This window comes from Lacticaseibacillus porcinae (assembly GCF_003946305.1).
Classification (GTDB): domain Bacteria; phylum Bacillota; class Bacilli; order Lactobacillales; family Lactobacillaceae; genus Lacticaseibacillus; species Lacticaseibacillus porcinae.
In genome coordinates, this window is the sequence record NZ_RHNS01000007.1 from 41,818 (window position 1) to 67,625 (window position 25,808).

The window sequence follows — 25,808 nt, forward strand, 5'->3', positions numbered from 1 at the left end:
CCCCATTTTCGATCACTTGTACGCTCGCAGGAACGCAAATGTGTTGACGTTAAATTTGAGTTAACTTTCTGGTGCTTTAGGCTCCATTAAGCTCATTAAAATGACTGCCACGATGATGATCACGCCACCGAGTAATTCAGCACCAGTCAACACAAAGCCCATAAACAATACTGATGTCAACGTTGCGCCAAGGGGTTCAAAGGCATCAAGCAAACTGACAGCGGTGACGGAAACATATTGCAACGCCATCAAATACAACAAATATGCCACAATGGTTCCGGCGATGACGACAAAGGCATAAGCACCCCACTCAAACGTGGATAAGTGCGGAATCCTGGTCCACCAAGGAGTTTTGATTGACAGCAACAAGCCACCTAATAACTGCGCCCAAGCCGTTACCGTCAGCGGCGAATAAGTTTCCAGTAGCGCCGCTGGCAAAATCGCATAAGCAGCGGCAGCTAGTGCAGACAACAACCCCCACATCAACGCTTGCGGGCTAATAGCCAGTTGCGTGAGATGGCCTTTGGTCACGACTAACAAGGTTCCAAACATCGCAAGCGCAATGATCAACACATCCACCCGGCGAGGCAATTCGCGGGTTTTTAACGCGACGTAAATAACGACGACGACTGGCGAAAGAAACTGTAAAATCGTGGCGGTTGGCGCATTGGCCACGGCTACGGCTTTATAATAAATATATTGCATGGCGATCATCCCAAATAAAATGAACACCACCATTTGCGTCGCGGCTTTTTTGTTTTGCCAAGGGGCGAGGACTTTTTTACCGTCGATGACCAAAGCTAACACCATGGATACAACGCCTGCGATCACCATTTTTGAGCTGATCAACCAGCCGACGCTCATATTATGAGCAAATAAAATTTCACTAGCAGGCCCTGAGATCCCCCATAGCAATGCCGCTGCCATCCCCATGAAGATCCCTAATAATCGTTTCTTGCGCATAGTCGACTCCAACGTTTTTCTTCATTGTAACATGCATGCCTATCTACTAAATGGCAGTCGATGGCAATTTGTCAATCGATCCTTTGAAAACAATTATCCTGTTGGTGAAATCTGCGGCATCCGCAGATTTCACCGGCAAAGTTCAAGACAAGTGGTTTGCTTGGCTTGAACTTTAGACGCAAGAACCTCGGCCGGCTTTGCCGATTTCTGCATTCTCCCACACTGGCAACTTGTCTCGTTTGCTGTAAGGGTGCCTGCTATTCAATATGAAACGGCAAATAAAAAGAGCCAAGGCAAAAGCCTCAGCTCTAATGGCGATTAAGCAGTTTTGACGATCAACACATCACAAGGTGCTGTGCGGTTGACATATTCAGTCACAGAACCGACCAAGACACGTTCCATAGCGTTTAAGCCAGTAGCGCCAATGATGATCAAGTCGATTTTATGATCATGTGGGAAGTCCGTTGCGATAACGGTTTTGGGATTGCCAAAACGAACGTGAATGGCAACATCTTCCAAGCCAGCTTTTTTCGCCCGCTCAGATAACCCGTTCAGGTAGCTTTCGGCATCTTGGGTGAGTTGGTAAACCGCGTCACCGGAGATCATGCCACCATAACCGCCGATGAACTGCTTGGTGTCGAGGACGTTCAAAATATCCAAATGTGCATGGTTTGCCGCAGCGACTTTCACCGCTTTTTGAAAGGCAAGCTCTGCTTCATCTGAGCCATCAACTGGCACTAATAATTGATTATATTCTTGGTCCATCTGATCACTTCCTTTATTCTTATAAGTTAAGCGTAAGCCAACGCGGCGGTGAAAACAAGTCTTAGCTTTTAAATTTAGCAAGCGCTTGCGCAGCGACAAAAGATCGGCGTTATTACCAATGACTTGCAAACGCGAACAATGCCCACCAAGTAATAAAAAATTAAATAAATTCTGCGGATAACGATTGCATTTTGTGCGATAAAAAGTTAAATTATAATGTGTAACAAAAGCAACAAAATTTTGGAATCGTGGTGAAAACAAAATGACAGAAACTGTTGGGAGCGCCTTACGCCAAACTCGTAAGAACCGCGGCGAGTCCATCGTCGAAGTGGCTAAGGCAACGCACACTTCCCCTGCTAGCTTCACGAAGTGGGAGAACGACCAAACTGTTCCTAGCGAACGTAGCATCCGCAAACTCGCTGAATATTATGATAGTGATCCATTAGCCATTTTAGCTTTAGCATATCCAGATAAATATGCCAAAGCCAAGAATGCTTTGCCTGATATCGAAGGCAAAACGATCATTCGCTTAGAAGACCTGTTGAGCAACAACACTGTATTGACCTATAATGATCAACTCTTGTCAGCTGCGAAAAAAGAACTCGTCGCAAGTTTTGCCGCTGGTCTTGTGATCGCAAGTACCAACGCCTCAGAAGTTGAATAACATGGCGCATCTTGAAAAAGTTATGCGCGCCACAAAACCCCCAGTTAATTTTGGTTAACTGGGGGTTTTGCTTTATTTCAAGGGTTAACATTTACAAAATTCGTTCATGCTTCTTAATCATGGCGATGGGCCCGAGACGAGAACACCAAGTGGATCTGCTCACGGGTCGCCAAACGCGCATCCGTAATTTGATACACGGTATCAATGGCTAAATGTGTGGTGAACAACGTATTCAATTGCGGGGCTTGGTCAACTTGTGGTTGGGCTAAAGGCGTGGTCACTGCGGCTAACATTTGCCCGCTGTGACGCAACAACTTTGCCAACACATGGGTGATTTGATGGAGATCATCATGGGCCAAATCAAAAGTGCCGATGATCAAATCATAAGGGCCTGTCAGCAAGTCCAGCCGATCATCTGGCATAATGCGGTATCGCAAGCGATCAGAACTAGCAGTTGCACGCGCATCAGAAATCGCCTGAGCATCTGAATCCACGCCTAATACCGCAACTGCCCCATGATTGATCGCATAGCGGCAAAACCATCCATCACCTGAATGGATCGCTAAAACTCGCTTACCATTTAGATCTGGGGCTTGTTTGGCAAGGGCTTGCCATAATGGTTGCCGGTCGCCGGTATTTGTCGGTAAACTTTCCGGTTGATCTGGGTGCATTTTTGGATAAACATCTGGCATGAATGACACGTCCTTTCGACAACACATTATAGCGAAGTTTTGCGGCGATTGCATCTAAGCCGCAAACGACCGCCACTCAAGAGGCCGAGTGGCGGTCGCGTTTGAAAACTCTAATCCACAAACAAAAATTCAAACCGGTTCAACTTGGTATCCAAGTTAATCGCAACATGGCGATTGAGATCTTCAACCACGTTACGTGCGAAAGTCATTTTATCTTCGAAGTCCGTCAGCTTGGCAGTTTCAGGATCGCTTTTATAGTCGTAGTTTTCACCGATGAATGCTGGGTCAGATACAAATTTGAGATTATTTTGATCGTGGCGACTACCAGCTTTTAACACATGATCGATATAGCGATAAAGCAAGCTTGGGCTGTAGTGCAATGGCTTAGTCAGCTCGGTGGCGATGGTAAAATCATGCGCATCTGAAATCATAGTGTCATTGACTTGAACTTGGGTCAATCCTTGATAAAGTTTCAAAACCCTCACTCCTTTCCAACTACCTACATTATAAGCCTATTGTAAATAAATAGCCCGTAAGTCACGTCGTTGTGCTGGCGTGATTTTCAACGCAGATTCCAAATAATGTTCTAGCGAGCCAAAATGGCCATCGATCGTCATCAACGCTGAATCTAAATATTCATTGGCGACGCCGCCAAGCGAACGCGTTGAGGCAATCATTGCCGGGCCGGCACCAGTTTTGCGCGCTTCGTTGACCATCCGTTCAGATTCTTCAGCCAAATATAAATTTGACGCCAAATAATCGCGGCGAATCGTGATCGGATCCACTCCTAGCGCGGTTAAAAAGTACACGGCGCCCATGCCAGTGCGGTCTTTGCCGGCAGTGCAATGGAACAACAAGGCGTCATCGCCATCATTGGCAAGCAGTAAATCAAAGAATTCACGATAAGCTTTCTGGGCGCTTGGTAAAGTCACAATATCCGCATAAGTATTGACCATGTTGCGAAAGCCGCCTAGGGGATCTTTAGCTAAAGCTTGGCGCCGCAATTCTTCGGCTTTGATCGAGGCTTTGGTTTCATCAGTAGCAAACACTGGTTCAAAATGATAAGCCACGCCTTCAGGCACGCGATCTGGTTGGTCACTTTGTTCTTGCGGCGAGCGGAAATCCACATCATAACGTAACCCGTAATCAGCAAGGTATTGTTGATCACGGTCGGATAATTCACTTAACCGCCCTGAGCGGATCACTTTATGATAACGCAAAGTTTGACCGGCTTTGGTGGTGTAGCCGCCTAAGTCACGAAAGTTAAACCCATGATGGATCTTCAGCAATTCTGGCAAAGTGTTGCCTCCTTTAGGTGATGCTTCTAGTATACAAGCCTACTGAATAAAACGCCACCAATGCCTCCGGCACGAAAAGCTGTGGGCTCCGATCAAAAGTGTTCCGGCGGGCTAGTCATGGAACGCTATGACGCTCGTCGGAGCTAATTTTGCAATCGCTACGCTCATAACCGCAAAATGGATCTCCTTCTCGCTGGGCTCTAAGCGATAAATCGCTAAGAGCCCCACGGCTGATGACTAGCCCGCCTCCACGCTTTTGATCTCCGCCCACAGCTTTTCATCGTTAGTATTACTAGCTTACAAATCAAATACGTTGATGTTACGACGTTATTCACAAGACTAAATGTTGTATCAGTATAGGCATAACGTGTTTCGTAGCCATCAGGTGACAGTGGACTAGCGTAGTGGAAGTGATTTGAAATGGGGACGGAAGCTGGCCGCCGGTGCGTGGTGAGATTTCCGTTAGCGGTTTACCGCTTACGGAAAGCCGCAGGTGGAGATCCACTTGGCGATGAGCGTAGCGAAACGTCCAAGTTAGCTCCGATTCGGACCCTCACCACGCACCGGCGGCCAGCTGGAGTCCCCATTTCAAAGCACTGGAACGTAGCTAGCCCACTGTCGCCTGATGGCGGCATCAAAAAAGACAAGACTGACATTGTCTTGCCCTTGAAATCAAAGATTATAAGAATACTTCATCCAACAAGCCGTTTAATTCAGTGACGGCTTGAATTTGTTCCATTTCATTTAAAGCTGGCAAATCAGCGAATTCGCTATGGGCGATCATCGCCGCTTGTTGCTTGGGGGTGAATTCTAAGTGGAACTGCACACCCATGATGCGATGGTGATAGCTGAAACCTTGGTTGGTAACCGCTTGGTTGGTGTAGCGAATCGTGGCGCCTGGCAATTGCCCCATCCCCATCATATGCCACTGGAACACAGCAAGTTCACTGCCATCAGGCCGGGCGACAGTGCCGCGACCGAGTTCTGGTAGTGGCATCGGCAATACTGGTGTGCCAAATGCGCGGACGATTTGTTGGGCCCCTAAACAAATACCAAACACAGGGCGACCAATTTTATCCATGCTGCGGATCAAGATCCGCTCTGCTGCTAACCAACGATGATCGTCGTCGACATTTTGGGGACCGCCAAGCAAGATCACCCCATCAAGATCATTGGCATTGATCGGTGTGAGGTTATCGCCGAGATCTGGGCGCATGATTTTTAATTGAATGTCATGAGCGGCGGCCCAATCAAAAATCAATCCTGGGTCTTCGTTTTCCTCGTGTTGTAATACCAAAATTTCCATTTTTCACTGCTCCTGATTTCTTAAACCTTTAACGAATTGCCCGTAGATCTCGCCATGAGGATCATACAATGCAAACACCACTTCATCCCAAGCGCCATTAAATTCCCGGCGCCGCAACGATTGTCCGAACAACTTGCCGACTGCATACGCCGAGTTGCCAAACACCCCACAACCAAAAGCCCCTAAGATCGGTACCCGCACACTGTTTGCTTTAAATGCCCGCAATGTTTGCATGATCTTTTGTTCAATATCGACTAAGGCTTTGGTTTCATCTAAATCAGGATAACGCCGTAAGTTCGGTGCCGCAACTGTGACGATGTCGACATATCTGCCAACCAGCATTTGGCCTTCATGGTCGAAGACTTGGCGCACATGTTGGGAATAAATCAAATTTGGCGTGTTCAACCCACCATTTGGTTCGGCACGATTCGGCGCATAATAACTTGACTCAAATTGCCGCAACGCCGGCACCAAATATGTGCCTTTGGCGATGCTTTCTTCTTGCGCCTTGGCACCGAACTCGACGCCACCACCGGGATTAGTCGGGCTGGCAAAGTTCATCACCCCGACATGTTCGCGTGGCTCTGACATCACCGCAAACACATCAGCGTTGATCGCCCGCCATGACGCTCTTTTACGGCCAAGGGCTGGGGTCTCAGGTATTGGTTCGGTGATCAAGTGGCTAGTCGGCCATTCAGGATCGGCTTTGAAGGCAGCCATGGTTTGACGAAACATTTGGATTTGATTCATCATGATGCTCCTTAACGCTGTTTTCTAAAGCATACCACAAGCAGAGTGTGAAGTTTCTGCAAACTGCTGTTATAATGTGCTCTGCAATGCTAAAATGGACGTAATTTACAATAAGAAATGGGGAATGTTTGAATGGACAGTGGCCAAGTCGCCTCTAACCTACTGGTGATGGTCGTCACCTTCTTGTTTGCCGCCTTTTTTGTGGCAAGTGAGTTCGCGCTGGTGCAAAGTCGCCCAAGCGCGCTAGAGGAACTTTTAGATGCGGGTGAAGGCAACCGTAAAAAGTTGAAACGCGCGCTTAAGATGGTCCACAACTTAAACGAGTATCTTTCCACCACCCAAGTCGGTGTTTCCGTTGCTGGGATCATCTTAGGGTGGATCGGGGAAGAAACCGTTGAATTCTTACTGTTAGACCTGTTGAAATTAACGCCATTGCAATTACCTAACGGCAGCTTGCATGTCGTCGGGGCAGTGTTTGGCGTGTTGATCTTAACCTACTTAGAAGTGGTATTAACGGAAATCGTCCCGAAAAACGTCGCGATCGATCTCCCAATTAAATCGTTAATGTTTGTGGTCACCCCACTGCATTACTTCCACATTATTTTCTATCCTTTCGTGTGGTTATTGAATACGTCTGCCACTGGCTTGGTTCGGTTGATTGGGATGAAGCCGGCAGATGAAGGCAATGAAGTCTTTACTCAAGCAGAAATTCTGAACTTATCCAAAGCCGCAGTTGGCTCTGGCGAAATGGATCAAAATGATGTCACCTACATGCAGCGTGCCTTTGATCTCAACGACAAAGAAGCCCGCGACGTGATGGTCGATCGTACCAGCTTAGTGGTGATCGATATCGACACCACTGTCAAAGAAGTGATCCGCGATTACTTAACTGAAGGCTACTCCCGCTTTCCAGTGGTCGCAGATGGGGATAAAGATAAGATCTTGGGGTATGTCTACATTTATGACTTAGTCCGCCAAGCCCGCGTCGATGATTCTGTCCGCGTATCAAAGATCTTGCGGACCATTGTCACAGTTCCAGAAGGCATGCCGATCCACAACATTTTGCAACAAATGATCCGCAAACAAACACCAATTGTCGTGGTAGTTGACGAATATGGTGGGACCAGTGGGATCGTCACAGATAAAGATATCTACGAAGAATTATTCGGGACGGTTAAAGATGAAATCGATGACGTCTCTGATGAATACATCATCAAAACGGACAAAGATGACGTCTTTAAAGTCTCTGGGAAAACCACGTTGTATGACTTCGAACGGTTCTTCCACACTAAGCTCAAAGCCTTCCAAGAATCTGACATCGTCACCATCGCCGGGTATTTAACGGAAGAACATCCTAACATCAAGCTTCATGATGAAATCAAAATCGATCGTTATACGTTCACGGTCACTGATTTCGCCCGTGGGTTTGCCAATTGGTTTGACGTGACTGTCGGGCCTGAGTTGCCACCTGCAGATGAAGACGAAGAAGATAATGAATAACCACCTAGCCGAAACGCGATTGCGTTTCGGTTTTTTGATGCCTCCGGCCATTTGAAATTGGGACTCCAGCCGGCTCGCCGGTGCGAGGTGAAGGTCCGTCCCAATTTCAAATGACTGCCACCACATTAACCAACATCACACGATGACGTGATTCTTGTTTCTTCAAGACTAATGATTTGTCGCTTGACGGCAAATGATGCGTAATATCTGGCATAGCAATTTTCATAAACTTTCATAGGTTTTTCTGAAAGTTTAGTGCTAACATTAATATTGGAATATTAATAAGAGAGGAAGCGAAAGTTTCTTGGATAAACCTTTAGACGTCAACGGCAAGCCGTACCACCGCGGTTTGCTGGTGGCGACCTTGTTGATCGGGACTTTTACCACTTTTATCACCCAAACCATTTTAACGACAGCCTTTCCGACTTTGATGGCGAGTTTTCATATCTCTGCTAGCGCAGTACAATGGCTGACCACTGGTTTCATGTTGGTGATGGGGATCATGATCCCAGTTTCTGCATGGCTATTAAATAAATTCAATGTGAAGCACTTATATATCACGGCGATGAGTATCTTCTTCTTGGGGACGTTGTTATCACGATTTGCTTGGAGCTTCCCTGCTTTGCTGGCTGGACGCTTGATTCAAGCCATCGGTGTGGGGATGAGTGCCCCAACATTCCAAAATGTGATGTATTCGATTTTCCCACCAGCAAAACGTGGCTCTGCCATGGGGTTAGCTGGGATCGTCATTGGCTTGGCGCCTGCCATCGGCCCAACGCTTTCAGGCTACGTGTTGTTAAATCACTCATGGCGCGCATTGTTTACCATGATGTTGCCGATCGTGGCCTTGGTGATCATTTTAGCGAGTTATTCGATGCATAAAGTGCTTGAAACCTCCAACCCTAAAATCGATGGCTTGTCCGTGGTCGAATCCACCCTTGGGTTTGGTTCTTTGCTGTATGGCTTCTCTGAAGTCGGCACCAAAGGCTGGGGCAGCCCGATCGTGATCGGCTTCTTGTTAGCCGGTGTGATCATTGTCGCCGCGTTTGCCCATCGTCAGTTACATATGGACAAACCATTATTGGAACTGCGCGTCTTCACGTCTAAAACTTTCACCCTTTCTGTGATTTTAACTGCGGTCGCCTTCATGTCGATGGTCGGGGTGGAAATGGTGTTGCCGATGTATATTCAAACCATTCGCGGCCAATCTGCCTTTCATTCTGGGCTGATCTTGTTGCCAGGGGCGATCATGATGGGGATCATGAGTCCGATCACTGGCCGCATTTTTGATCGCATCGGGGCCAAGCGCCTTGCCACCACTGGGTTATTCTTGTTGCTTTGTGGCACGATGCCACTGATCACGTTGACTGCAGAATCCCCGATTTTGTTCGTGACAGTGTTATACACGGTGCGGATGTTTGGGATCACCATGGTCACCATGCCAGTCACTACCGCGGGGATGAATGCCTTGCCTAATGACTTGATCGCCCATGGGACTGCCGTCAACAACACGATTCGCCAAATCGCCGCTTCCATTGGGACTGCGATCATGGTGTCAGTGTTAGCGACAGTCACTGCTGGCCACACCCCAGCGGCTGGATTAAAAGCTGCTTCGCCGATCGCTTATGCCAGTCAAATGCAAGCAGCCACGGTTGCCGGCTATCGCGCAGCGTTTGTGGTATCGTTGATCCTTTGTGTCTGCGGCTTCTTGTTATCTTTACGTTTGCAAAATGATCCGATCGACCAAGGAGGTGCGCACGCATGATCTTAATTTTATTCGTGTTAGCCGCTTTAGGCTTTTTCTATCATCGGGTCTTAGATACCCACGGTCGCGCACGGACTATTGGCAGTTGGGCCACAGGTTTAGTGATCGTGATTTCAGTGTGTGCCATTGCCGCCAATGATGCTTGGCACTTTGGGATGCATGAAGCGACCACCACGACGAGCACTGCTTTAGTCGGCAAAACGGTTGTGAAGCATGTGATCGGCACCAACGGCAAAGTCGCCGCTTACGGTTATACCACTGCCGCCGGTCAACAAAAAGCGGTCCCTAGCCTCACCACCACGACGAAGTTGAATCGCGGTGCGTCAACAGCAACGCTTATCACTCGCACCACGCGGTTAAAGTTTAATTCCAAGTTTGCTGCAGTGATGTACGCTGGGTCTGGGCTTGATGGTAAGCTGATCGCTAAGCACATCACCCTCAATTTGCCAACGAGTTGGCAAATTGTGAACAAGTAATCGACACTCTTTAAATGGCAGACGATTGGATTTTGTCAATCGCCTTTTGCACAAAAAGAAACACCGACTGATTTGTCCGAGGGTTTGGACTGATCAGTCGGTGTTTCTTTTTGTGAAATTAGTTCTCGGCGATCGTCTTCTCCCAAGTGAACTGCTTATGGGCCAAGCGAATCACCGCATCGCAGCGGTTTGCGACATCAGGTTCATGGGTGACGATGATGACACATTTGCCAAGGTCGCGAGCGATTTCTTGAAACAAGTTGATCACCGCATCGGTATTTTCTTCATCCAAGTTCCCAGTGGGTTCGTCTGCGACGACTAATGGCGCATCACACACCATTGTGCGGGCAATGGCAACGCGTTGTTGTTGACCACCGGAAAGCTTTTGAACATTTTTCGTCATTTGCTCTTCAGATAGGCCGAGTTTGGCAAGCATTTGCTTGGCGAACGCTTTATCGCCTTTATGCTTAGATTCGGTGATCGCCATGGCTGACATCAAATTCTCTAATGCGGACATGTAGGTGAACAAGTTGTAGGCTTGAAAAACGATCGCGACGTCGTTTTTGCGGTAATTGGATAAGCCGATGCCGGCAATGTCGGCACCGTTGAACTTGATCTTCCCTCCGCGAGGCTTGTCGAGGCCGGCAAGCAACGATACCATCGTCGTTTTCCCAGAACCAGATTGACCGACGATTGCATAAGAGTGGCCGGCACTGAATTCTAAGTCGACATCTTTGAATAGTGATTGATCAGCACTGGTGTACCAATACGTTAATTTTTCTGTGGTTAACATCGCGATCCTCCTATCCGATCAAGACTTTCTTCGGCTGCAACCGTAAGATCCCGCCTGCCCCGACTAAAATGGCAATGAAAATGATCACTAGACCGACTGCGATCAACAACAAGATCGCTTGTGGGGTGACTTGCGTGGATAGCTTCGTTTGCTTTTGTTTCTGAGTCGCCATGGCATTCGCTCGGTTACCCATTTGACCACTAGGGGCGCCACCTTGGGCATTGCCGGAGCCACCTGGCATACCACCCATTTGATTGGTGGTGCTGGTGGTAGTCGTTTGCGTGGACACGATTTGTTGGGCCAGTTTATCGCCGACAAACTTCCCACCAACACCAGCAACACCGACGCCGATGACTAATACCACCAGCAATTCGACGAAGAATTGCGCAATGATCTTCATGCGACTTTCGCCAAGGGATAACAAGACGCCGATTTCATAACGACGTTCGCGGATCATCAAAATCACGATCAAGGCTAAAATAATGGTCCCTGCAATCACCACTAACCAAACGATTTTATTGGCAAAGCCAGTGACAGACTTCATGGAAGCTTTCACCATTTGATAAGAGGCGTCATCTGAGTTGATCGAATACTTCGAGGTATTGATCAATTTCTTCGCTTGGGCCTTCACACTCGCGACCTTAGATGGTGTGGACACATTGAAGGTCACAGAATCTGCAGTGCCAGCATATTTGCTACCTTTTAACGTGTTGGCAAAAGTCGTACCTGTGAATACAGTATTAGCAGGATCTGATTGACCAGGTCCCATTGAAGCAGTGGCACTAGACTTCGCTTTGTAAATCCCGACGACTTTCAAGGTGTAAGTTGACTTGCTGCCAGTGGTGGCTTTCAACTTAATGGTGCTGCCAACTTTCAAGGAATTCGATTTCGCTAAGTTGGTTTCGATCACAACATTTTTGGTATCGGCATCGCTTGCTTTCAATCCGCGTCCTGAAGTGATCGTGTAAGTATCGTTTGAAAAGTTCGAGTTTGACGCCGTGCTCGTGACTCCTGATACCGTGATGTCACCACTTGAGGTGCTGCCGCCAGGCATTTTACCACCGAAACCTGATGACGAGCTCGAGGTTTCGATGGCATCAAAGCCTTTGGCATTCGCTGATGTCGATACTGTCGCCGAGTAACTGGAAACGCCTGATAACGCGGCGATTTTCTTGGCAGTACTCAACTTCACCGGACTGGTGGTAAGCTTTGGCATCGTCGGCTTGCCTGACGTCGTACTCGTGGAAGATCGCATTTTCTTAAAGGCGGCTTCGCGATTGGCACTTAACGTCAAGGTGGCGCCAACTGAGTCTTTAGCTTGTTGCGTCGCCGTGGTTGCAGCACTTTTGATCAAAAGGCCGGCCAGCACAAATAACATAATGGCACTCGTCACAAGGATCAACAGTGCAGTGCGGCCTTTTTTAAAGCGCAGATTCAACCAGGCGCGTTTGACAAAATTCATAATCATCGCTCCCTTATTCAACAATAGCTTCAGCTTAGCGAAAACTCTTGCATAAATAAGTGGCAATTCAAGGTGAAAATTTGGGGAAAATGTGAATAAAGTTCTGCTATTCAAAAAGAAGGAATCAGTACCCTATTTCACAAAAAAGCGAGGCCTCTTCATCGAGGCCTCGCCACTAACAAGACATCGGGTCACTACGCCGATGCGGTGTCATCATTTTCACTTATTCTTCTTTGATAAAATAACATGGCAGCGCCATGGTGACTAGTCGCATGTTTACCGCGCGCTAGCTTACACACTAGTCATTCGCCGGTGATGCCACACACCGATCCCCACAACGATCACCAAAGTCACTGCTTGAATCATTAAGCTTTGTGAGGCCCATTTCACCGTGCCAGTATAATCACTGAAGAAGGTTTCTGCACTGACCACTAAAATCGTCCCTGCGATCACCGTCGGCACGAATGCTTGTCTCAGCCGTAACCAACCTGGATAATCTAATGACAACCGTTGATAGGCCCAATTACCACCAAACAATGCCCATAATGTGAGCAACGCAGCCCCGATCATGATCGCCCAGTAGCCTCCTAATGGCGTGTCAAGTTGGAAACTATTTTTAATGAGCTTCAAGGTCACCGCCAGCGTCGCTAAATGATTCACACCGAGATACCCTAAAATCATGCTGCCAACACTGACGGCCCCGACGGCAACAGGATTGGCGATCACAATGCCGATCAACTGGCCTAACAAGATCCCCATCACTGTCAATAACCAGTTATAAGCAAAAATCGCAAGTGCCGTGGAACCTGATAAGTTCACGATGTCACTGGGGATCTTAGTGTACAGCAAGGCCCAGTAGCCGCAAATACTGATCAACGCGGCGACTGTCGCTAAACCGATCAATCCAGCGGTGCGCCACCAATAATATTTCTGACGTTTGACCCCTAAGCCGAAGATAAAGCGATCAAATTGACTTAAGTGATCCCAGCCAGCTGCAAATGCCCCGATCAACAGTGCCGCGATAATGATCACGACATTGACCACATCCCCATTAGAGTAAGCAGGCAAGACATAGGAACTGGCTTCTTTTTTTGATACCCCGAAATATTCTGCTGATTCTTGGGCGTTTTTATACAGTTGCAAGTTATCTTTTTGCCAAGCGTTGAAATCTTTGATCGGTTCGCTGTAGTCTTTAGGATGTTGCTTGTAATTTTTGACGTCTTCGTTATAGGCATAGCGCGACGCATAGCCGTGATGTTGGATCCCGCTTTGATAACTGGAGATCTGTCCGTTAGCGACAATCGCCATGAACGCCGTTGCTGCGATCAACACGATCAAAAACAACCCGCGATAACGCCGCCACCAAAGTTGTTTGATATTCACCATCGTTTAGTCCTCCTTCAATTCGCTGATAAAAAGATCGGCTAACTGCAATGGCAAGGCTTCATTCAACACCGGATTCACCGCTTCGATCTCAGACTTCACCGTGTCGTTGTAATCTTCAAACAACACGATCGCCACGCGTCCTTGAATCGATAAAATGTGGCCGTTAGCTTTGACAACCTCGGGAATGGTTTTACCTGAGAATACCATTTGCCGCTTGGAAGCAAGCTGGCGCAGGTCTTCTAAGCGAATGTCTTTGATCAAGTGTTCGTGCTTGAGCATCAACACGCGATCGGCTAAGCCGTCAAGTTCGCGCAAATCATGTGACGCGATCAACACGCCACGCTTGCCATCGGCGACTAGATCGATCACAAGATCGACGATTTGTTGGCGGATGATCACATCTAAGCCATCGAATGGTTCATCAAACAAAATAAATTCAGCGTTGCTCGCAATCGCTAAGGCCACGCGCACCAAAGCTTGATAGCCTTTAGAGAGTTGGCCATAACGTTCATCTTTCAAATTGAAACGGGCTAATAATTGCGTGTATGCCGCTAAATCAAAATCCGGATACCCTGCTTGAAAAGCCTGACCGACTTTGGTGAGCCGCCAATGTTTAAAAAAGATCCCTTCTGCATCGAGGAAGAACAAATCACTGCGACGCTCTGGCACTTGGCCGAGGTCGGCATCATTCACCAGGATTTTGCCGCCATCTGGATGATATTGATCGACTAACGTGCGCATCATGGTCGTTTTCCCCACACCATTGCGGCCGACTAACCCCACGATTTCACCTGGGACTAACGTGAAGTTGATATCTGCCAATACTGGCTTTTTAAAAATCGTTTTTTCTAAGTGTTCGACTACAACTGTCATGAGATCCCTCCTTTGGCAGCGTCTTGCAACCAGGCTTCAAGTTCGGTTAACGGCACCCCCACCGTTAACGCCGATACCACCACTGCTTGAAACCGCGCTTGCAAGGTGCCCAGCGTTTTATCATCGGTGCCAGCTAGTTGTTCAGCAACGAAACTGCCAAGGCCTGGTTTGACTTCGATAACTTGCTGCGCTTCTAGCGCCTTATAAGCTTTGGCGACGGTGTTAGGGTTGAGCTGCATTTGTTTGGCCATGTCGCGCACTGACGGGAGCTTGTCGCCCACGGCTAACGCGCCGTTGAGGATCTGCGATTTGATTTCCAGCACTAAGCGTTCATAGTAAGCCAAATGACTGAATCTCGGATCATCCATACGCTGCGCCTCCTTATTTTGTATTACGTGTACTAGTATACACAGTACACTGAACAATGCAACTTTTAGCGCAAATTTTCACTCAACGAGAGGTATGCCAATAATGGCATACCCCCCATTGACTATATAGTCGTTCAGGAATACGCTTACATTAAGCCGAGTGATGGTCACTCGCAAGGAGGTAGCGATATGGGAATTTGGGCAATTGTGATCGGATTGGTTTTAATTGCTTTGGGTGGATTTGAGCTTTTCTCAGTCGTACGCGCATACAAAACGACGAAAACAAGCGGTAACAAATCAACCTCACCTTTTATTGCATATGGGTTGTGGACTGGCATCGTGATCGCCTTTTTCTTAGCAGTTGCAGGCATTGTCACGATGACACAATTTTATTAACCTCTACTTAAGACGCGTGGAAGTAATTCTGCGCGCCTTTTTGAATGCAACAAAAAACCGCCTCACCAGTGAAAACACTGGTGAGGCGGATCGCATTCACAAATTAGATCACATTGCGAACAAATGGGTCATCGGAAATACCTTGACTCAAGATCAACTTGCTCCATTCCTTTGCAGAGAACAAAGAGTGATCTTTGTAGTTCCCGCAAGAATCGATGGTCGTGCCTGGGACATCTTCCCACTTAATGTCATTGGCGATGGCTTCAAGGCTTGACTTCAAGGCCTTAGCAACTTCAGTGGTGGAATGTTCACCCCAAGTGATCAAATGAAAACCGGTGCGGCAACCAAATGGTGAGCAGTCGATGACGCCGTCCATGCGGTCGCGCAACAAGCTCGCCAGCAAATGTTCGATGGTGTGCAAACCGCCAGTTGGGATCGCATCTTTGTTCGGTTGAACCAGCCGCAGATCAAAATTCGAGATCTTGTCGCCTTTTTCGCCTTCTTCAACCGCGATCAAGCGGACGTAAGGTGCTAAGACTTTCGTGTGGTCCAATTCAAAACTTTCAACTTTTGCCATGGTGAAATTCCTCCTAATTTTTACAAAACTTCTCGGCTTTCAAACCTCAATGAGCGAGGCGCAGCAGTCGAACAACGCAATGACTTGCGGCAGTCGATGTTTCCATCGTACACCGATACTCAACTAAGATTCAAGCGACTAGTCGTTCCAAGTGTCAGCAGCGACTTTTTGGACAAGGGCTAACTTCGCCCATTGATCAGCATCAGTGATCTTGTTACCTTCTTCAGTAGAAGCAAACCCACATTGTGTGGAGATTGCTAAGTTTTCCTTAGGGACGAATTGGCTCGCCTCTTCAATGCGCGCTTCGATTGCTTTAGGATCTTCGAGTTCAGCGAACTTCGAAGTGATCAAGCCTAAAACGATGCGCTTGTTTTTGTCGCCATTCCACAACGTCTTCAATGGTTCAAAGCTCCCAGAGCGTTCGTTGTCATATTCCAAGAACAAACCGTCATATGGCAAGTCTTTGATGTAATCGGCGACATATTCATAACCGCCGGCAAACAAGAAGGTGGATTGGAAGTTCCCACGGCAGATATGAGACGTGATAGTCAAGTCTGCAGGCTTTGCTGCCAAGACCTTGGCAATCACTTCATGAGCGGTTTCGGCAAGTTCAACGAATGGCTTTTGCGCGGCGGCGTCGCCTTCATTTTTCTTCAAGTTGTCGATCAAGTAAGCCCAGTTGGTGTCATCGATTTGCAAGTAACGCAAGCCTAAGTCGTAGAAGTGTTGGATCGAGTCGCTGTAAGCTTTGGCCACATCATCTTTGAAGGCTTGGAAAGAATCGTAGAAGTCAGCCCAGTTGTCAGCGCGGTGATCACGGAAGATCAATGCTGGACTGGGAATGGTGAACTTCGCGTCGACGCCTTCAGGTGTAACAGATTGCAAATATTCAAAGGCGTCATAGAATGGGTGGGTGTCATTAGCGGCAACTTTCCCAGTTAAAATGACGTTGTCAGCAGGCGCGATGTTCCCGACAAAGTTGCGATCATAATCGGCGCGAACCAGCTTGTCGATGCCTTTTAAGCCCCACAAGAAGTCCAAATGCCAGTATTGACGAGAAAATTCGCCATCAGTCACCGCTTTGAAGCCAGCAGCGACTTCTTTTTCAACAAGGTCTTTGATCGCGGCATGTTGAATTTCAACTTCGCGAGCGTTGGATAATTTGCCGGCTAAGAAATCAACATGGGCTTGCTTTAATTCAGCTGGGCGTAAGAAGGAACCAACAAGGTCTGCACGGTATGGTTTAGTCATAAGAATAATCTCCCTTTTTTTAAATGCGTCTGTATTTTTTTCGATATGCTTTAGCGGCGTCGAGGATTTCCAAACAACGCTCAGACGTCTAGCTACGCTCGAGCACTTAAACCACAAACCGGTCTAAGCACTTGATCGGGCTACCCGCTGAGCTAAGAACGCTTGAAACTCCTCTGGGACAAAAAAATTCGCCCCCACCTAGCACTATGCTAGATAGGGGCGAATCATCGCGTTACCACCCTAGTTCGAAAGCCTAAGCTTTCCTCAACGGCACCTGTTGATGCCCGGCAAGGTAACGGTTGCGACCGTCGCGCCAGCGTGAACTGGTGTGAAGCTATTAGGAGCTCATCTTCACAAACTTGCAGGCGTCCCTTTTTCACCATCCGGGTTCTCTTTGCCGCCGCGCGTTCGCTACTCTTCTCCGCTAAGCCATATCTGATTAACTCAATGACATCATGTTACCATCAATTCTCATGAAGTCAACAGCTAAATGAGAAAAATGTGAGAAATTATTTGAACCATCGTGTATACTAGCGCTATGACTTAGTTTAGGAGGTGTACTGATGCCTAATTCATTCGATCAATTGCCATTATTTCAATGCGACGATCAACCTGCAGTGATCGAACCTGATCGCCAAGAAGGTTTTGTCTTCCCGAAGAAAATGTTAATGGCCTTTGTCACTGAAACCAACTTCAACGCCTTCATCGCTGAACAATCTGCAAAAGTGGTCGGTGACTTTCACACGATCAACAACGATTATTCAATTTACGCATGCCTTGTTGACGGGCAAGTGATTGGTGCTTGTCTTGCGCCTTTAGGAGCGCCAGCAGCCACCCAGATCATGGAGTTCTTGATTGCTTATGGTGCTGAAGAAATTGTGGCAGTGGGCTCATGCGGTGTTTTAGTCGACACACCAGAAAACCAATTATTGATCCCCACGATTGCCTTGCGCGACGAAGGCACCTCTTATCATTACTTAGCACCAGCAGCGACGATCACCTTGCATCACGACTTCACCCAAGCGCTGCTGAATTACCTAGGCAACCAAGCCAAAGCTGTGAAAACTTGGACCAACGATGCCTACTTCCGCGAAACGCCTGCAAAAATTAAAGCGGCTTGCGATCAAGGTTTTGAAGTCGTGGAAATGGAATGTGCTGCGCTGGCCGCATGTGCAGCCTTTCGCAACGTGCGCTTTGCACAGATCCTATTTACTGCAGATTCTTTGGCCACTGTCGATCACTATGATGCTAGAGGCTTTGGCATGGCCTCCCATTTAAAGACCATGGCGATTGGCTTTGATTGCTTGGTGCATATTGATTGACCACCAGCGTCCCCAAATGAAGTCCGGCATCGAGCGCGTTTCAGCAGACTATACCAATATGCTTTCGATTCGAAAATCTGTAGGTTCAGGCGAATTAACGCGACTCCGGTGAAGTGTGCCTTCATGCAATAGACAACCTATCACATCGGCGTTGGCATCACGCGTTTCGTATGGATCCGGTGACCGTTATCTAACGTGTTGAACGTAATTTGAAATGAGGACGGAAGCTGGTCGCCGGTGCGTGGTGAGATTCTCGTTAGCGGTTTACCGCTTACGAGAAGCCGCAGGGGAAGATCCACTTGGCGGTGAGCGTAGCGAAACGTCCAAGTTAGCTTCCCCGAGGACCCTCACCACGCACCGGCGAGCCAGCTGGAGTCCCCATTTCAAATCACCGAAGCGCAAAAAAAGAAGCCCATCAACGGCTTCCTTATGCTTACGATTGTGAAAGATGGTTGAACCCGCTGCCCCCCAGCAGCTTAATGGGCCCAAACGATCCGGTTAACAGTATCGGAAATGCAAGTTTGTAAAACCACTGCTTCGCCTTGGCCAGCAGAGGTAATGGCGTTCCATTGGTCTTTGCCAGTTTTGGTGGAGTATGATTGGTCATTGACATCATCAGTGGCATAAACCGTGTAAGTGCGGGCATTGCCATCAGCGTCAGTGACAGAAACTTGACTACCAACGCCTAAGCCCATGATCCAAGCAAAATTCATGCTCCGAGCATGGCCGGCGATTTCAGTGGTTAAACCATCGGTGGTGGACAAACGCGTTGCCCCGCCCCAAGTCATGGCCAAACCTGCTTGTGCAGGGGCTGACGTGCGGCTCATGGAGCCTTGAACGACATCAGTCGAATGGCCTAAGCCAGAGATCGTCCCGACATAAGTTTCACCGGTGGTGTTGCGGATACTTGCCGCTTTAGCAGCTGCGCGTTGGGCTGGCGTTTGAGCCACCGCTTGTGCTGGTGCACTATATGAACTAGCACTTGATTGAGAGGCGCTAGTTGAGCTAGCAGAAGTGGTACTTTGGCTAGTAGCAGCTTGACTACTTGCAGCAGCTTTGACGCTCGAAGTGCTGGCAGCAACACTTGACGCTTTGGCGCTAGAAGCCTTGCTAGAAGCTGCGGCTTTGGAAGATTCAGAAGCTTTAACCGCTAGCTTTTTAGCTTCAGCTTTTTTCTCAGCGACAGCTTTGCTGCTTGAGGTCGACTTGGATGACTTTGACTTAGTGGAAGTCGAAACACTGCTTGTCGACACCGGGTTGTTCCCCGCGTGCGCAGTCACAGTAACGACACCAAGACCAGAAGCCACGACAATAATTGCGGCCAAACCAAATATTCTGTTTTTAAACATGTTGTTCCCCTTACTTGCGTGCAGGGAACTGAGCCCTGCTTACACATGACAACACTGCGCTCACGTCTTGCTTCTCCCCCCCAGGATCCACAAAACCGCAGTGTTTTTTACGACTACACTCCGTTGAATACGAAAGTGGCGACAGTCACCTATCTCACTTTCCTCAAACCGACACGACGAAAACAGTGATGTGTGCTTCATCTCCGTAACTATACTTCCATAAGCTAGCGAATACAACAAAAAACGTCAAAAATTGATAGAATTGCATTCCAGTTATGAACAATCATTGATTTAATAAGGTTCTTAGAAAATAAAATAACACCTGTCGACGAATTGGCAGGTGTTATTTTGATGTTTTTTTATAAAACTATTTTTGTTTATTTCGGAAAAGGTAGCTCAACCCCGCGCCACACAAGCCAATGACGATCACGATGCCGGCGACGCGCTGCCACAACGGGGCATAAGCTTGCATCAATTGGCTGACGATCCCCATAGGCGACCCACCGATCGACCATTGTGCTGATAAACTCGGCATCCCAGCGGCAATACTCAACAATCCACCGCCGATACCGATGATGTAAGTCAATCGCCCAGTAACGCGCAAGAAACGTTGCCACGAATGCGCAGACAACCGCATCAGCAATAAAATGATCACTCCAAGGACAGCGGTGACAATGGTGGTCGTTTGCATCATTAAGACTAACATCCCATATGCTGCACCCCAACCACTTTGCATCAATAACGTCATATCTTTAGATAAGCTTTGCGTGACTTGGGCCACGCGACTGGCCCCTGGGTGTTGTTGGGCCTTGGCAGCTTGTTGATTGATCGTTGTGGTCAAGCTGGTGACTAACGCCGTCGTGTCAAGCGTCTTTTGAAAGTCAGCACTGGCCATCACCGCTTGATCAGTCAATTGCTTCGATTGCTTGAGGCTGACCAGTTGCGTGTTTTCAGGTAAGGCAATGCCGGCGGTTTTGGCTTGGTTGACTAGCTCAGTATTGAGACTTTGGTTGATTTTGACACTTGCCGGTGCCGTTTGTAATTGTTTGGACACAGACTTTGGGGTGCCAATGGTCAAGGTCATCCCCAAGCTGATGGCAAACATCACCAATAACACACATTCGATCAATCCAAAAAAAGCTAGCCAACCGCGGCTGGTATGTGAAATCTCTGACATGGTTTCTCCTTAGTGCATCTGTGCATTGATAAAGCCGACCACTTTTTGTTGATAAGTCGCCGGATCATGATAAAAGCTTTGCGCATGACCGGCGCCTTTGACTTTCCACAACTTTTTCGTGCCGTGAGCGGCTTTGTAGAGTTCATCGACCATCGCTGTCGGCACGAACGTATCTTTGGTGCCATGAATCAACATGATCGGTCGACTGTTGCGTTGTAAACTCTTGCGCGCATCGGCAGCAAAGACGTTATAGCCTGCCTTCAGGCTAGCATACGCTGCGACTGCTGGCACCAATGGCCACTTCGGCAAGTTATACATACTTTTAGCTTGATAGGCGAGTTCGTCGACAATACTAGTGTAGCCACAATCTTCAACGATGACCTTGACTTGCTTGGGGAGTTTGAGGCCGCTGACATACATCACCGTTGCCCCACCCATAGATTCGCCGTAAAGGGCAATTTGTTGATCAGTACCAGTTTTTGCTAAAAGCTTGTCGATCCATTTGCGATAATCTAAACGATCAGGCCAACCATAACCAATGTAATCGCCTTGAGATTGCCCATGGCCGCGATCATCAGGGGCTAAAACGTTGAACCCAGCATCATGAAACATTTTGATGCGGGCAGCCATGTCTTCTTTTTTCCCCATGTAACCATGTGCGATCACTACGGTTTTCTTAGAGGTAATGGCCGCTGGGACATAGTCGGCGACTAAGCGTAAGTCTGCTTTGGCTGCTTGCATATGCCAAGTTTGCTTGGTGGTGTGCGCCAACCACTCCGCCGCAGATTGTTGAATCGCCGGTTGTTTATTGGATAAAAAGTCTTTGTGGCTAGGGACAAAGGCAAATTGATAAAAGTAAATGCTAGCGCCTAGTACCCCTAAGCATAAGACGCCGATAACCCCTGAAAATATCCACCAACGCTTTTTATGCATGTGTCCCTCCTATTGTACTTTGGTCCATTCGTCTAATGTTTTACCTTGGGCATCTTTGAGCTGCAACCACGAGTTGGTGCCACCATAATATAGAAACAACCCGACTTCATTGACGCTACGCAACACGATTGATGCGGTTGTTTGTGCCTCTGCGATCGCGTTTTGATGATCAGCGCGCAGTTTGTCACCAAACTTGGTATCAATCCCTAATGCCCCATCTTTGGTGACATGTGGGGTCATGGAAAGCGTGGCGCCAGGTAAAATTTCCATTTCATTGCGTTTACGCCAATACACAGTGGCCTTTGAGCCATCATGATCAATCATAAATGGTGTGTCCGCTAACGTTTTAGTGAAGCGATGCGTCGCTTTAGCTGGGCGCTTCTTCGGTTTTGCTGGCGTTAATTGCACGCCAAAACGCGATAAGATCTGCTTGACCGTCTCCACGTAAGGTTGTTGTGCCTTAGGGATCGCGTCACCTTGTAAAGCCTTTCGTAAATATTGAGGTTCAGTCGTCCAAGGTATTGAAATTGCGACATACTCATCGGCATCCCCATCATCAAAGCCAACGAATTGACCGCCTTGCACCCGCAGTACCACCCCATGATCCGGGACTTTTAACGCGTGAGTGGCAAACACCAATTGCCCGTTATCATCAGGCAGTAACACCGTCGTTTGGTCATCATTTAAGTCAACGCGCAATTGCATCGTTACCAGCCTCCTAAGCCATCAGTTTGGCAATGCCTGCAGGAATCGCTTGTGGGGTTTCGACGATCGCTGCTGCATGGGCGTTGGTCAATTCTTCTGCCGAGCCGAAGCCATAAGTCACCCCAAGAGTTTGGACATGGTTGTTGAACCCGCCTTGCATATCGGTATCACGATCGCCGATCATTAAACTTTCTGCAGTGTTGGCTTGCGCTTTTTCCAATCCGTATGCTAAGACCGCGGTTTTGGTAGAGCGAATCGATTCGTCAAGCGTTGCCCCATAAACACCAGTGAAGTACTGCCCTAAATCAAAATGTTCAATGATGCGATCGACCATCACTTCAGGCTTAGCCGTCGCCACGTTCAAGCGATAACCGGCATTTTGCAAGTCGCTTAACACTTGTTGAATACCTGGATACAAATCTAATTCAAAAATCGCGGAATCTGCATATAACTCTTGGTAATACTTCACTGCTTGTGCGCAGTCCGCATCAGTCAACTTCGGAAAGTAGCGCTTCAAACTGCTAGTGAGGCTTGGGCCGATGAAGGTGCGATATTGCGCATCAGTTAAGCTCGGCAAGTGCATTTGTTGGAGCATGTACTCGATGCCATGGATGATGCCGCGGTGAGAATCTGCGATCGTACCGTCAAAATCAAAGAAGAGTTGTTTCAATCGTCTACCTCGTTTTCGTAATGCTTATAGTTTACAAGAAAAAGGCGATTGGCTCAAATCTCAAGAAAAAAGCTCAGCCATCAGTTGACTGAGCGTAGTTTAAGCTTCTGCTGCATTTTTGCGGCGCAAGGCATATTTTAATAAGAATGGTGCGATCAAGGTGGTTAAGATAATGACGATGATCACACTGGAATAGAAATCTTCATGGAGTAATTTCGCTTCAAAGCCGATTTGGGCAACGATCAACGCCATTTCCCCACGCGACACCATGCCAGCGCCGACGACATTGGCATCATGCCACGACTGTCCCGCAAGCTTAGAGCCAAAGCCGCAGCCGACCCACTTGGTCAACAACGCGAGCACCGTCATGATGACAATGAAGCCAAGGTCGCGGCCTAAGCCATCTAAGCGCATGTTCAACCCGATGGAAACAAAGAATACTGGAATGAAGATCCCATAGCCGATCGACGTTAAACTGGCATCGACTTCTCGGCGATAAGGCGTCGTCGACACTGCAACGCCGGCAAAAAACGCCCCAATCACTGCAGACATCCCGATAACATCAGCTAAATACGCCATCCCCAAACACAATAGCAGCGACATGATCATCACCGCAGAACTTGGATATAAGCGCTCTGCCAAATGCATCAAATAAGGAGCGGCGAACTTCACAACGAGATAAATCACGCCGAAATACAATACTTGACCGATCAAACTTAACCATAACGGCAAGCTAGTGGTTGATTGTCCTTCGCCAAACACCCCGACGGCAACACTTAAGATGATGACGGTTAAAATGTCATCCACCACCGCAGCGCCTAAGATCGTGGCCCCACTTTTCGTATCTAAAGCTTTCAGTTCCTTCAGCACTTCCACAGAAATTGACACTGAAGTCGCCGCGTAAGTGATCCCTAAGAAACTCGCTGCCACAAAGTTGAAGCCCCAAGCTCTTGCAAAGGCAAAAATCGCAAACACCGGGACGATGACGCCGATCACTGCGACTAAGACGCCTGGGCGAAAATACTTTTTGAGCATGGTGAGATCAGACTCAAGGCCGGCGATAAACATTAAGAAGATCACGCCGATCTCTGCAAAATCTGACACCAATTGCGTCGGCTGGACCCAATTCAACAAAGCTGGGCCTAGCAACACACCTGCAAGTAATTCACCGATAACTGCGGGGATGCCGAGTTTCAAGCTGAAATGTGCAAACATCATGGTCGTTAACAAGATCAAAGCTAGTGTCCCTAAATACCCCATGGTGCTCCCCCTTTTTGAAAAACTAGTCTAACAACAATTGATAGGCATTGCGTTCAGGTACTGGTTCATCGAGATACACAATGCCGCGGAATTGATACCCTGCGGCTTTGATCACATGCTGCATGATTTGATTCTGGGCGTGAGTGTCGATGCGCAAGTCGCGATAACCAAGTGAATAAGCTTCAGTGGTTAAGTTACTCATGAAGAATTTGCTGAGTTGTTGGCCGCGGACTTTACCGTCTAAGGCAAAACGATGGATCATCATGTAATTGCGATCGCCGATCCAACCGTCACCATCGATACGTTTGTAAAAAGGATCTGGCCCGTCGATCAAACTTCCAGTGCCAGCGACTTTGCCGTCAACGATCAACACGCGGTTGGTTTCATCATCGATATCTTTTTGGACGGCGGCGCGGTCAGGATAAGTGCCTTGCCACTGATCAATGCCTTGTTGTGCGAGAAATTCCCGCGCCGATTGAATAATCGCCAAAATCGAATCGATATCGTCTTGCGTCCCTGGACGAACAAAAATAGCAGCCATATGGACAACCTCCAAAAATGTGATTGTTTCCATTGTCTGCTATTTGAGATGAGAATTCAATTAAATCCTTTGTGGCTTTTCATACAAAGGTGGCGGGAGGTTTTGAATTTGGGCCTCCAGCTGGCTCGCTTGGCGTGGTGAGGGTCCTCGGGGGAGCTAACTTGAGTCATTCGCGTTGCTCATGACTCAAGTGGATCTCCCCTGCGGCTTTCTGTAAGCGACACGTCGCTAACAGAAATCTCACTATGCAGTGGCGGCCAGCTTCCGGCCCAAATTCAAAACGCGGCGACGTGACTGACGCGGCAATATGACGCAAACGATCATCTCGTTGCATCTTCATGTGACCACTCAAATTTGTGAGTGGTCAACGAATGTCATTCAGTGAGCGGAGGTAAAAAGTGGGGAGGCGGACTGGACGTCAGCCGTGGAGCGCTTAGCGATTTATCGCTTAGCGCTCAGTGAGAAGGAGATCCACTTTGCGTTTATGAGCGTAGCGAATGCAAAGTTAGCTCCGACGAACGACACCGCGTTCCACGTCCAGTCCGCCGGAACATTTTTTACCGGTC

The 25,808-nt window shown here is 48.0% G+C and carries 27 protein-coding genes; 6 read left to right on the plus strand and 21 right to left on the minus strand.

The annotated features are described in order from the left end of the window. Nucleotides 1–60 precede the first annotated feature (60 nt). Together EKM92_RS07165 and EKM92_RS07170 are read right to left on the minus strand one after the other, a co-directional pair. A complete protein-coding gene (locus EKM92_RS07165; protein WP_125709313.1) occupies nucleotides 61–963 on the minus strand; it encodes a DMT family transporter in 903 nt (300 codons plus the stop codon). A gap of 318 nt (nucleotides 964–1,281) precedes the next feature. Then, nucleotides 1,282–1,728 (minus strand): universal stress protein, encoded by a 447-nt coding sequence (locus EKM92_RS07170; RefSeq protein ID WP_125709314.1) that lies wholly within the window; start codon nucleotides 1,726–1,728, stop codon nucleotides 1,282–1,284. A gap of 262 nt (nucleotides 1,729–1,990) precedes the next feature. Here EKM92_RS07170 and EKM92_RS07175 point away from each other — a divergent pair, with 262 nt between their 5' ends. Continuing rightward, nucleotides 1,991–2,392, plus strand: coding sequence for a helix-turn-helix domain-containing protein (locus EKM92_RS07175; protein WP_125709316.1), 402 nt, complete (start codon nucleotides 1,991–1,993; stop codon nucleotides 2,390–2,392). A gap of 113 nt (nucleotides 2,393–2,505) precedes the next feature. Here the strand turns inward: EKM92_RS07175 and EKM92_RS07180 are convergent, their stop codons facing one another. The 5 genes from EKM92_RS07180 to EKM92_RS07200 form a co-directional block, all read right to left on the minus strand. Then, a complete protein-coding gene (locus tag EKM92_RS07180; RefSeq protein ID WP_125709317.1) occupies nucleotides 2,506–3,084 on the minus strand; it encodes a class I SAM-dependent methyltransferase in 579 nt (192 codons plus the stop codon). A 110-nt stretch (nucleotides 3,085–3,194) separates the two neighbouring features. Further along, complete coding sequence (locus EKM92_RS07185) at nucleotides 3,195–3,560, minus strand: hypothetical protein (protein ID WP_125709319.1); 366 nt, start codon at nucleotides 3,558–3,560, stop codon at nucleotides 3,195–3,197. A 36-nt stretch (nucleotides 3,561–3,596) separates the two neighbouring features. Continuing rightward, nucleotides 3,597–4,382, minus strand: a complete 786-nt coding sequence (locus EKM92_RS07190) for a tyrosine-protein phosphatase (RefSeq protein WP_125709321.1) — start codon at nucleotides 4,380–4,382, stop codon at nucleotides 3,597–3,599. 679 nt (nucleotides 4,383–5,061) lie between these two features. Next, nucleotides 5,062–5,688 (minus strand): type 1 glutamine amidotransferase, encoded by a 627-nt coding sequence (locus tag EKM92_RS07195; RefSeq protein WP_125709323.1) that lies wholly within the window; start codon nucleotides 5,686–5,688, stop codon nucleotides 5,062–5,064. A 3-nt stretch (nucleotides 5,689–5,691) separates the two neighbouring features. Continuing rightward, nucleotides 5,692–6,438 carry a TIGR02452 family protein gene (locus tag EKM92_RS07200; protein ID WP_125709325.1) on the minus strand — a complete coding sequence of 249 codons (747 nt, stop codon included), beginning with the start codon at nucleotides 6,436–6,438 and terminating at the stop codon, nucleotides 5,692–5,694. Nucleotides 6,439–6,570: 132 nt separating this feature from the next. On the opposite strand from EKM92_RS07200, the gene EKM92_RS07205 reads away from it, so the two are divergent. The 3 genes from EKM92_RS07205 to EKM92_RS07215 all read left to right on the plus strand — a co-directional run bounded on the left by EKM92_RS07205 (nucleotide 6,571) and on the right by EKM92_RS07215 (nucleotide 10,179). Next, nucleotides 6,571–7,938 carry a hemolysin family protein gene (locus EKM92_RS07205; protein ID WP_125709327.1) on the plus strand — a complete coding sequence of 456 codons (1,368 nt, stop codon included), beginning with the start codon at nucleotides 6,571–6,573 and terminating at the stop codon, nucleotides 7,936–7,938. Nucleotides 7,939–8,242: 304 nt separating this feature from the next. Further along, nucleotides 8,243–9,703, plus strand: coding sequence for an MDR family MFS transporter (locus tag EKM92_RS07210; RefSeq protein WP_125709329.1), 1,461 nt, complete (start codon nucleotides 8,243–8,245; stop codon nucleotides 9,701–9,703). Beyond that, nucleotides 9,700–10,179, plus strand: a complete 480-nt coding sequence (locus tag EKM92_RS07215) for a DUF4811 domain-containing protein (RefSeq protein ID WP_125709331.1) — start codon at nucleotides 9,700–9,702, stop codon at nucleotides 10,177–10,179. Before EKM92_RS07210 ends, EKM92_RS07215 begins: the two co-directional genes overlap by 4 nt. A gap of 118 nt (nucleotides 10,180–10,297) precedes the next feature. Here EKM92_RS07215 and EKM92_RS07220 read toward each other — a convergent pair whose 3' ends face one another. The 5 genes from EKM92_RS07220 to EKM92_RS07240 form a co-directional block, all read right to left on the minus strand. After that, on the minus strand, nucleotides 10,298–10,972 hold the full coding sequence (locus EKM92_RS07220; protein WP_125709333.1) for an ABC transporter ATP-binding protein: 675 nt from the start codon (nucleotides 10,970–10,972) through the stop codon (nucleotides 10,298–10,300). A 10-nt stretch (nucleotides 10,973–10,982) separates the two neighbouring features. Beyond that, nucleotides 10,983–12,434 carry an ABC transporter permease gene (locus EKM92_RS07225; protein ID WP_125709335.1) on the minus strand — a complete coding sequence of 484 codons (1,452 nt, stop codon included), beginning with the start codon at nucleotides 12,432–12,434 and terminating at the stop codon, nucleotides 10,983–10,985. A 291-nt stretch (nucleotides 12,435–12,725) separates the two neighbouring features. After that, a complete protein-coding gene (locus EKM92_RS07230) occupies nucleotides 12,726–13,820 on the minus strand; it encodes a hypothetical protein (RefSeq protein ID WP_125709337.1) in 1,095 nt (364 codons plus the stop codon). 3 nt (nucleotides 13,821–13,823) lie between these two features. Beyond that, nucleotides 13,824–14,693 carry an ATP-binding cassette domain-containing protein gene (locus EKM92_RS07235; protein ID WP_125709339.1) on the minus strand — a complete coding sequence of 290 codons (870 nt, stop codon included), beginning with the start codon at nucleotides 14,691–14,693 and terminating at the stop codon, nucleotides 13,824–13,826. After that, nucleotides 14,690–15,061, minus strand: a complete 372-nt coding sequence (locus EKM92_RS07240) for a GntR family transcriptional regulator (RefSeq protein ID WP_125709341.1) — start codon at nucleotides 15,059–15,061, stop codon at nucleotides 14,690–14,692. The genes EKM92_RS07235 and EKM92_RS07240 overlap by 4 nt, the downstream gene beginning before the upstream one ends. A 189-nt stretch (nucleotides 15,062–15,250) precedes the next feature. Between EKM92_RS07240 and EKM92_RS07245 the strand changes: the two genes are divergently transcribed. After that, on the plus strand, nucleotides 15,251–15,457 hold the full coding sequence (locus EKM92_RS07245) for a hypothetical protein (protein ID WP_225420740.1): 207 nt from the start codon (nucleotides 15,251–15,253) through the stop codon (nucleotides 15,455–15,457). A gap of 103 nt (nucleotides 15,458–15,560) precedes the next feature. Here the strand turns inward: EKM92_RS07245 and EKM92_RS07250 are convergent, their stop codons facing one another. Both EKM92_RS07250 and EKM92_RS07255 read right to left on the minus strand, forming a co-directional pair. Next, nucleotides 15,561–16,034 (minus strand): S-ribosylhomocysteine lyase, encoded by a 474-nt coding sequence (locus tag EKM92_RS07250; protein WP_125709344.1) that lies wholly within the window; start codon nucleotides 16,032–16,034, stop codon nucleotides 15,561–15,563. Between the two features lie 138 nt (nucleotides 16,035–16,172). Next, nucleotides 16,173–17,285 carry a vitamin B12 independent methionine synthase gene (locus EKM92_RS07255; RefSeq protein ID WP_125709346.1) on the minus strand — a complete coding sequence of 371 codons (1,113 nt, stop codon included), beginning with the start codon at nucleotides 17,283–17,285 and terminating at the stop codon, nucleotides 16,173–16,175. Between the two features lie 563 nt (nucleotides 17,286–17,848). Between EKM92_RS07255 and EKM92_RS07260 the strand changes: the two genes are divergently transcribed. After that, entirely contained in the window at nucleotides 17,849–18,607 is a 759-nt protein-coding gene (locus EKM92_RS07260; protein WP_125709348.1) for a nucleoside phosphorylase, read from the plus strand. A 476-nt stretch (nucleotides 18,608–19,083) separates the two neighbouring features. On the opposite strand, the gene EKM92_RS07265 is transcribed toward EKM92_RS07260, so the two are convergent. From EKM92_RS07265 to EKM92_RS07295, 7 genes are all read right to left on the minus strand, one after another. Continuing rightward, nucleotides 19,084–19,956 (minus strand): sortase domain-containing protein, encoded by an 873-nt coding sequence (locus EKM92_RS07265; RefSeq protein ID WP_125709350.1) that lies wholly within the window; start codon nucleotides 19,954–19,956, stop codon nucleotides 19,084–19,086. Between the two features lie 367 nt (nucleotides 19,957–20,323). Continuing rightward, nucleotides 20,324–21,133 (minus strand): Rossmann-fold NAD(P)-binding domain-containing protein, encoded by an 810-nt coding sequence (locus EKM92_RS07270; protein ID WP_125709353.1) that lies wholly within the window; start codon nucleotides 21,131–21,133, stop codon nucleotides 20,324–20,326. Nucleotides 21,134–21,142: 9 nt separating this feature from the next. Then, entirely contained in the window at nucleotides 21,143–22,066 is a 924-nt protein-coding gene (locus EKM92_RS07275) for an alpha/beta hydrolase (protein WP_125709355.1), read from the minus strand. A 9-nt stretch (nucleotides 22,067–22,075) separates the two neighbouring features. Continuing rightward, on the minus strand, nucleotides 22,076–22,771 hold the full coding sequence (locus EKM92_RS07280) for a hypothetical protein (protein ID WP_125709357.1): 696 nt from the start codon (nucleotides 22,769–22,771) through the stop codon (nucleotides 22,076–22,078). Between the two features lie 13 nt (nucleotides 22,772–22,784). After that, the gene (locus EKM92_RS07285) at nucleotides 22,785–23,441 is read right to left on the minus strand and encodes an HAD hydrolase-like protein (protein ID WP_125709359.1); all 657 of its coding nucleotides are present in this window, start codon (nucleotides 23,439–23,441) and stop codon (nucleotides 22,785–22,787) included. Between the two features lie 99 nt (nucleotides 23,442–23,540). Continuing rightward, nucleotides 23,541–24,701 carry a cation:proton antiporter gene (locus tag EKM92_RS07290; RefSeq protein ID WP_125709361.1) on the minus strand — a complete coding sequence of 387 codons (1,161 nt, stop codon included), beginning with the start codon at nucleotides 24,699–24,701 and terminating at the stop codon, nucleotides 23,541–23,543. A gap of 22 nt (nucleotides 24,702–24,723) precedes the next feature. Next, on the minus strand, nucleotides 24,724–25,242 hold the full coding sequence (locus tag EKM92_RS07295) for a GNAT family N-acetyltransferase (RefSeq protein WP_125709363.1): 519 nt from the start codon (nucleotides 25,240–25,242) through the stop codon (nucleotides 24,724–24,726). Nucleotides 25,243–25,808: the final 566 nt, after the last annotated feature.

What these genes read in the sequence shown, in the direction of transcription:
- EKM92_RS07165 (WP_125709313.1), bottom strand. Translation starts at nt 963, where the DNA reads ATGCGCAAGAAACGATTATTAGGGATCTTCATGGGGATGGCAGCGGCA.
- EKM92_RS07170 (WP_125709314.1), bottom strand. Translation starts at nt 1,728, where the DNA reads ATGGACCAAGAATATAATCAATTATTAGTGCCAGTTGATGGCTCAGAT.
- EKM92_RS07175 (WP_125709316.1), top strand. Translation starts at nt 1,991, where the DNA reads ATGACAGAAACTGTTGGGAGCGCCTTACGCCAAACTCGTAAGAACCGC.
- EKM92_RS07180 (WP_125709317.1), bottom strand. Translation starts at nt 3,084, where the DNA reads ATGCCAGATGTTTATCCAAAAATGCACCCAGATCAACCGGAAAGTTTA.
- EKM92_RS07195 (WP_125709323.1), bottom strand. Translation starts at nt 5,688, where the DNA reads ATGGAAATTTTGGTATTACAACACGAGGAAAACGAAGACCCAGGATTG.
- EKM92_RS07200 (WP_125709325.1), bottom strand. Translation starts at nt 6,438, where the DNA reads ATGAATCAAATCCAAATGTTTCGTCAAACCATGGCTGCCTTCAAAGCC.
- EKM92_RS07205 (WP_125709327.1), top strand. Translation starts at nt 6,571, where the DNA reads ATGGACAGTGGCCAAGTCGCCTCTAACCTACTGGTGATGGTCGTCACC.
- EKM92_RS07215 (WP_125709331.1), top strand. Translation starts at nt 9,700, where the DNA reads ATGATCTTAATTTTATTCGTGTTAGCCGCTTTAGGCTTTTTCTATCAT.
- EKM92_RS07220 (WP_125709333.1), bottom strand. Translation starts at nt 10,972, where the DNA reads ATGTTAACCACAGAAAAATTAACGTATTGGTACACCAGTGCTGATCAA.
- EKM92_RS07225 (WP_125709335.1), bottom strand. Translation starts at nt 12,434, where the DNA reads ATGAATTTTGTCAAACGCGCCTGGTTGAATCTGCGCTTTAAAAAAGGC.
- EKM92_RS07230 (WP_125709337.1), bottom strand. Translation starts at nt 13,820, where the DNA reads ATGGTGAATATCAAACAACTTTGGTGGCGGCGTTATCGCGGGTTGTTT.
- EKM92_RS07235 (WP_125709339.1), bottom strand. Translation starts at nt 14,693, where the DNA reads ATGACAGTTGTAGTCGAACACTTAGAAAAAACGATTTTTAAAAAGCCA.
- EKM92_RS07240 (WP_125709341.1), bottom strand. Translation starts at nt 15,061, where the DNA reads ATGGATGATCCGAGATTCAGTCATTTGGCTTACTATGAACGCTTAGTG.
- EKM92_RS07245 (WP_225420740.1), top strand. Translation starts at nt 15,251, where the DNA reads ATGGGAATTTGGGCAATTGTGATCGGATTGGTTTTAATTGCTTTGGGT.
- EKM92_RS07250 (WP_125709344.1), bottom strand. Translation starts at nt 16,034, where the DNA reads ATGGCAAAAGTTGAAAGTTTTGAATTGGACCACACGAAAGTCTTAGCA.
- EKM92_RS07255 (WP_125709346.1), bottom strand. Translation starts at nt 17,285, where the DNA reads ATGACTAAACCATACCGTGCAGACCTTGTTGGTTCCTTCTTACGCCCA.
- EKM92_RS07260 (WP_125709348.1), top strand. Translation starts at nt 17,849, where the DNA reads ATGCCTAATTCATTCGATCAATTGCCATTATTTCAATGCGACGATCAA.
- EKM92_RS07265 (WP_125709350.1), bottom strand. Translation starts at nt 19,956, where the DNA reads ATGTTTAAAAACAGAATATTTGGTTTGGCCGCAATTATTGTCGTGGCT.
- EKM92_RS07270 (WP_125709353.1), bottom strand. Translation starts at nt 21,133, where the DNA reads ATGTCAGAGATTTCACATACCAGCCGCGGTTGGCTAGCTTTTTTTGGA.
- EKM92_RS07275 (WP_125709355.1), bottom strand. Translation starts at nt 22,066, where the DNA reads ATGCATAAAAAGCGTTGGTGGATATTTTCAGGGGTTATCGGCGTCTTA.
- EKM92_RS07280 (WP_125709357.1), bottom strand. Translation starts at nt 22,771, where the DNA reads ATGCAATTGCGCGTTGACTTAAATGATGACCAAACGACGGTGTTACTG.
- EKM92_RS07290 (WP_125709361.1), bottom strand. Translation starts at nt 24,701, where the DNA reads ATGGGGTATTTAGGGACACTAGCTTTGATCTTGTTAACGACCATGATG.
- EKM92_RS07295 (WP_125709363.1), bottom strand. Translation starts at nt 25,242, where the DNA reads ATGGCTGCTATTTTTGTTCGTCCAGGGACGCAAGACGATATCGATTCG.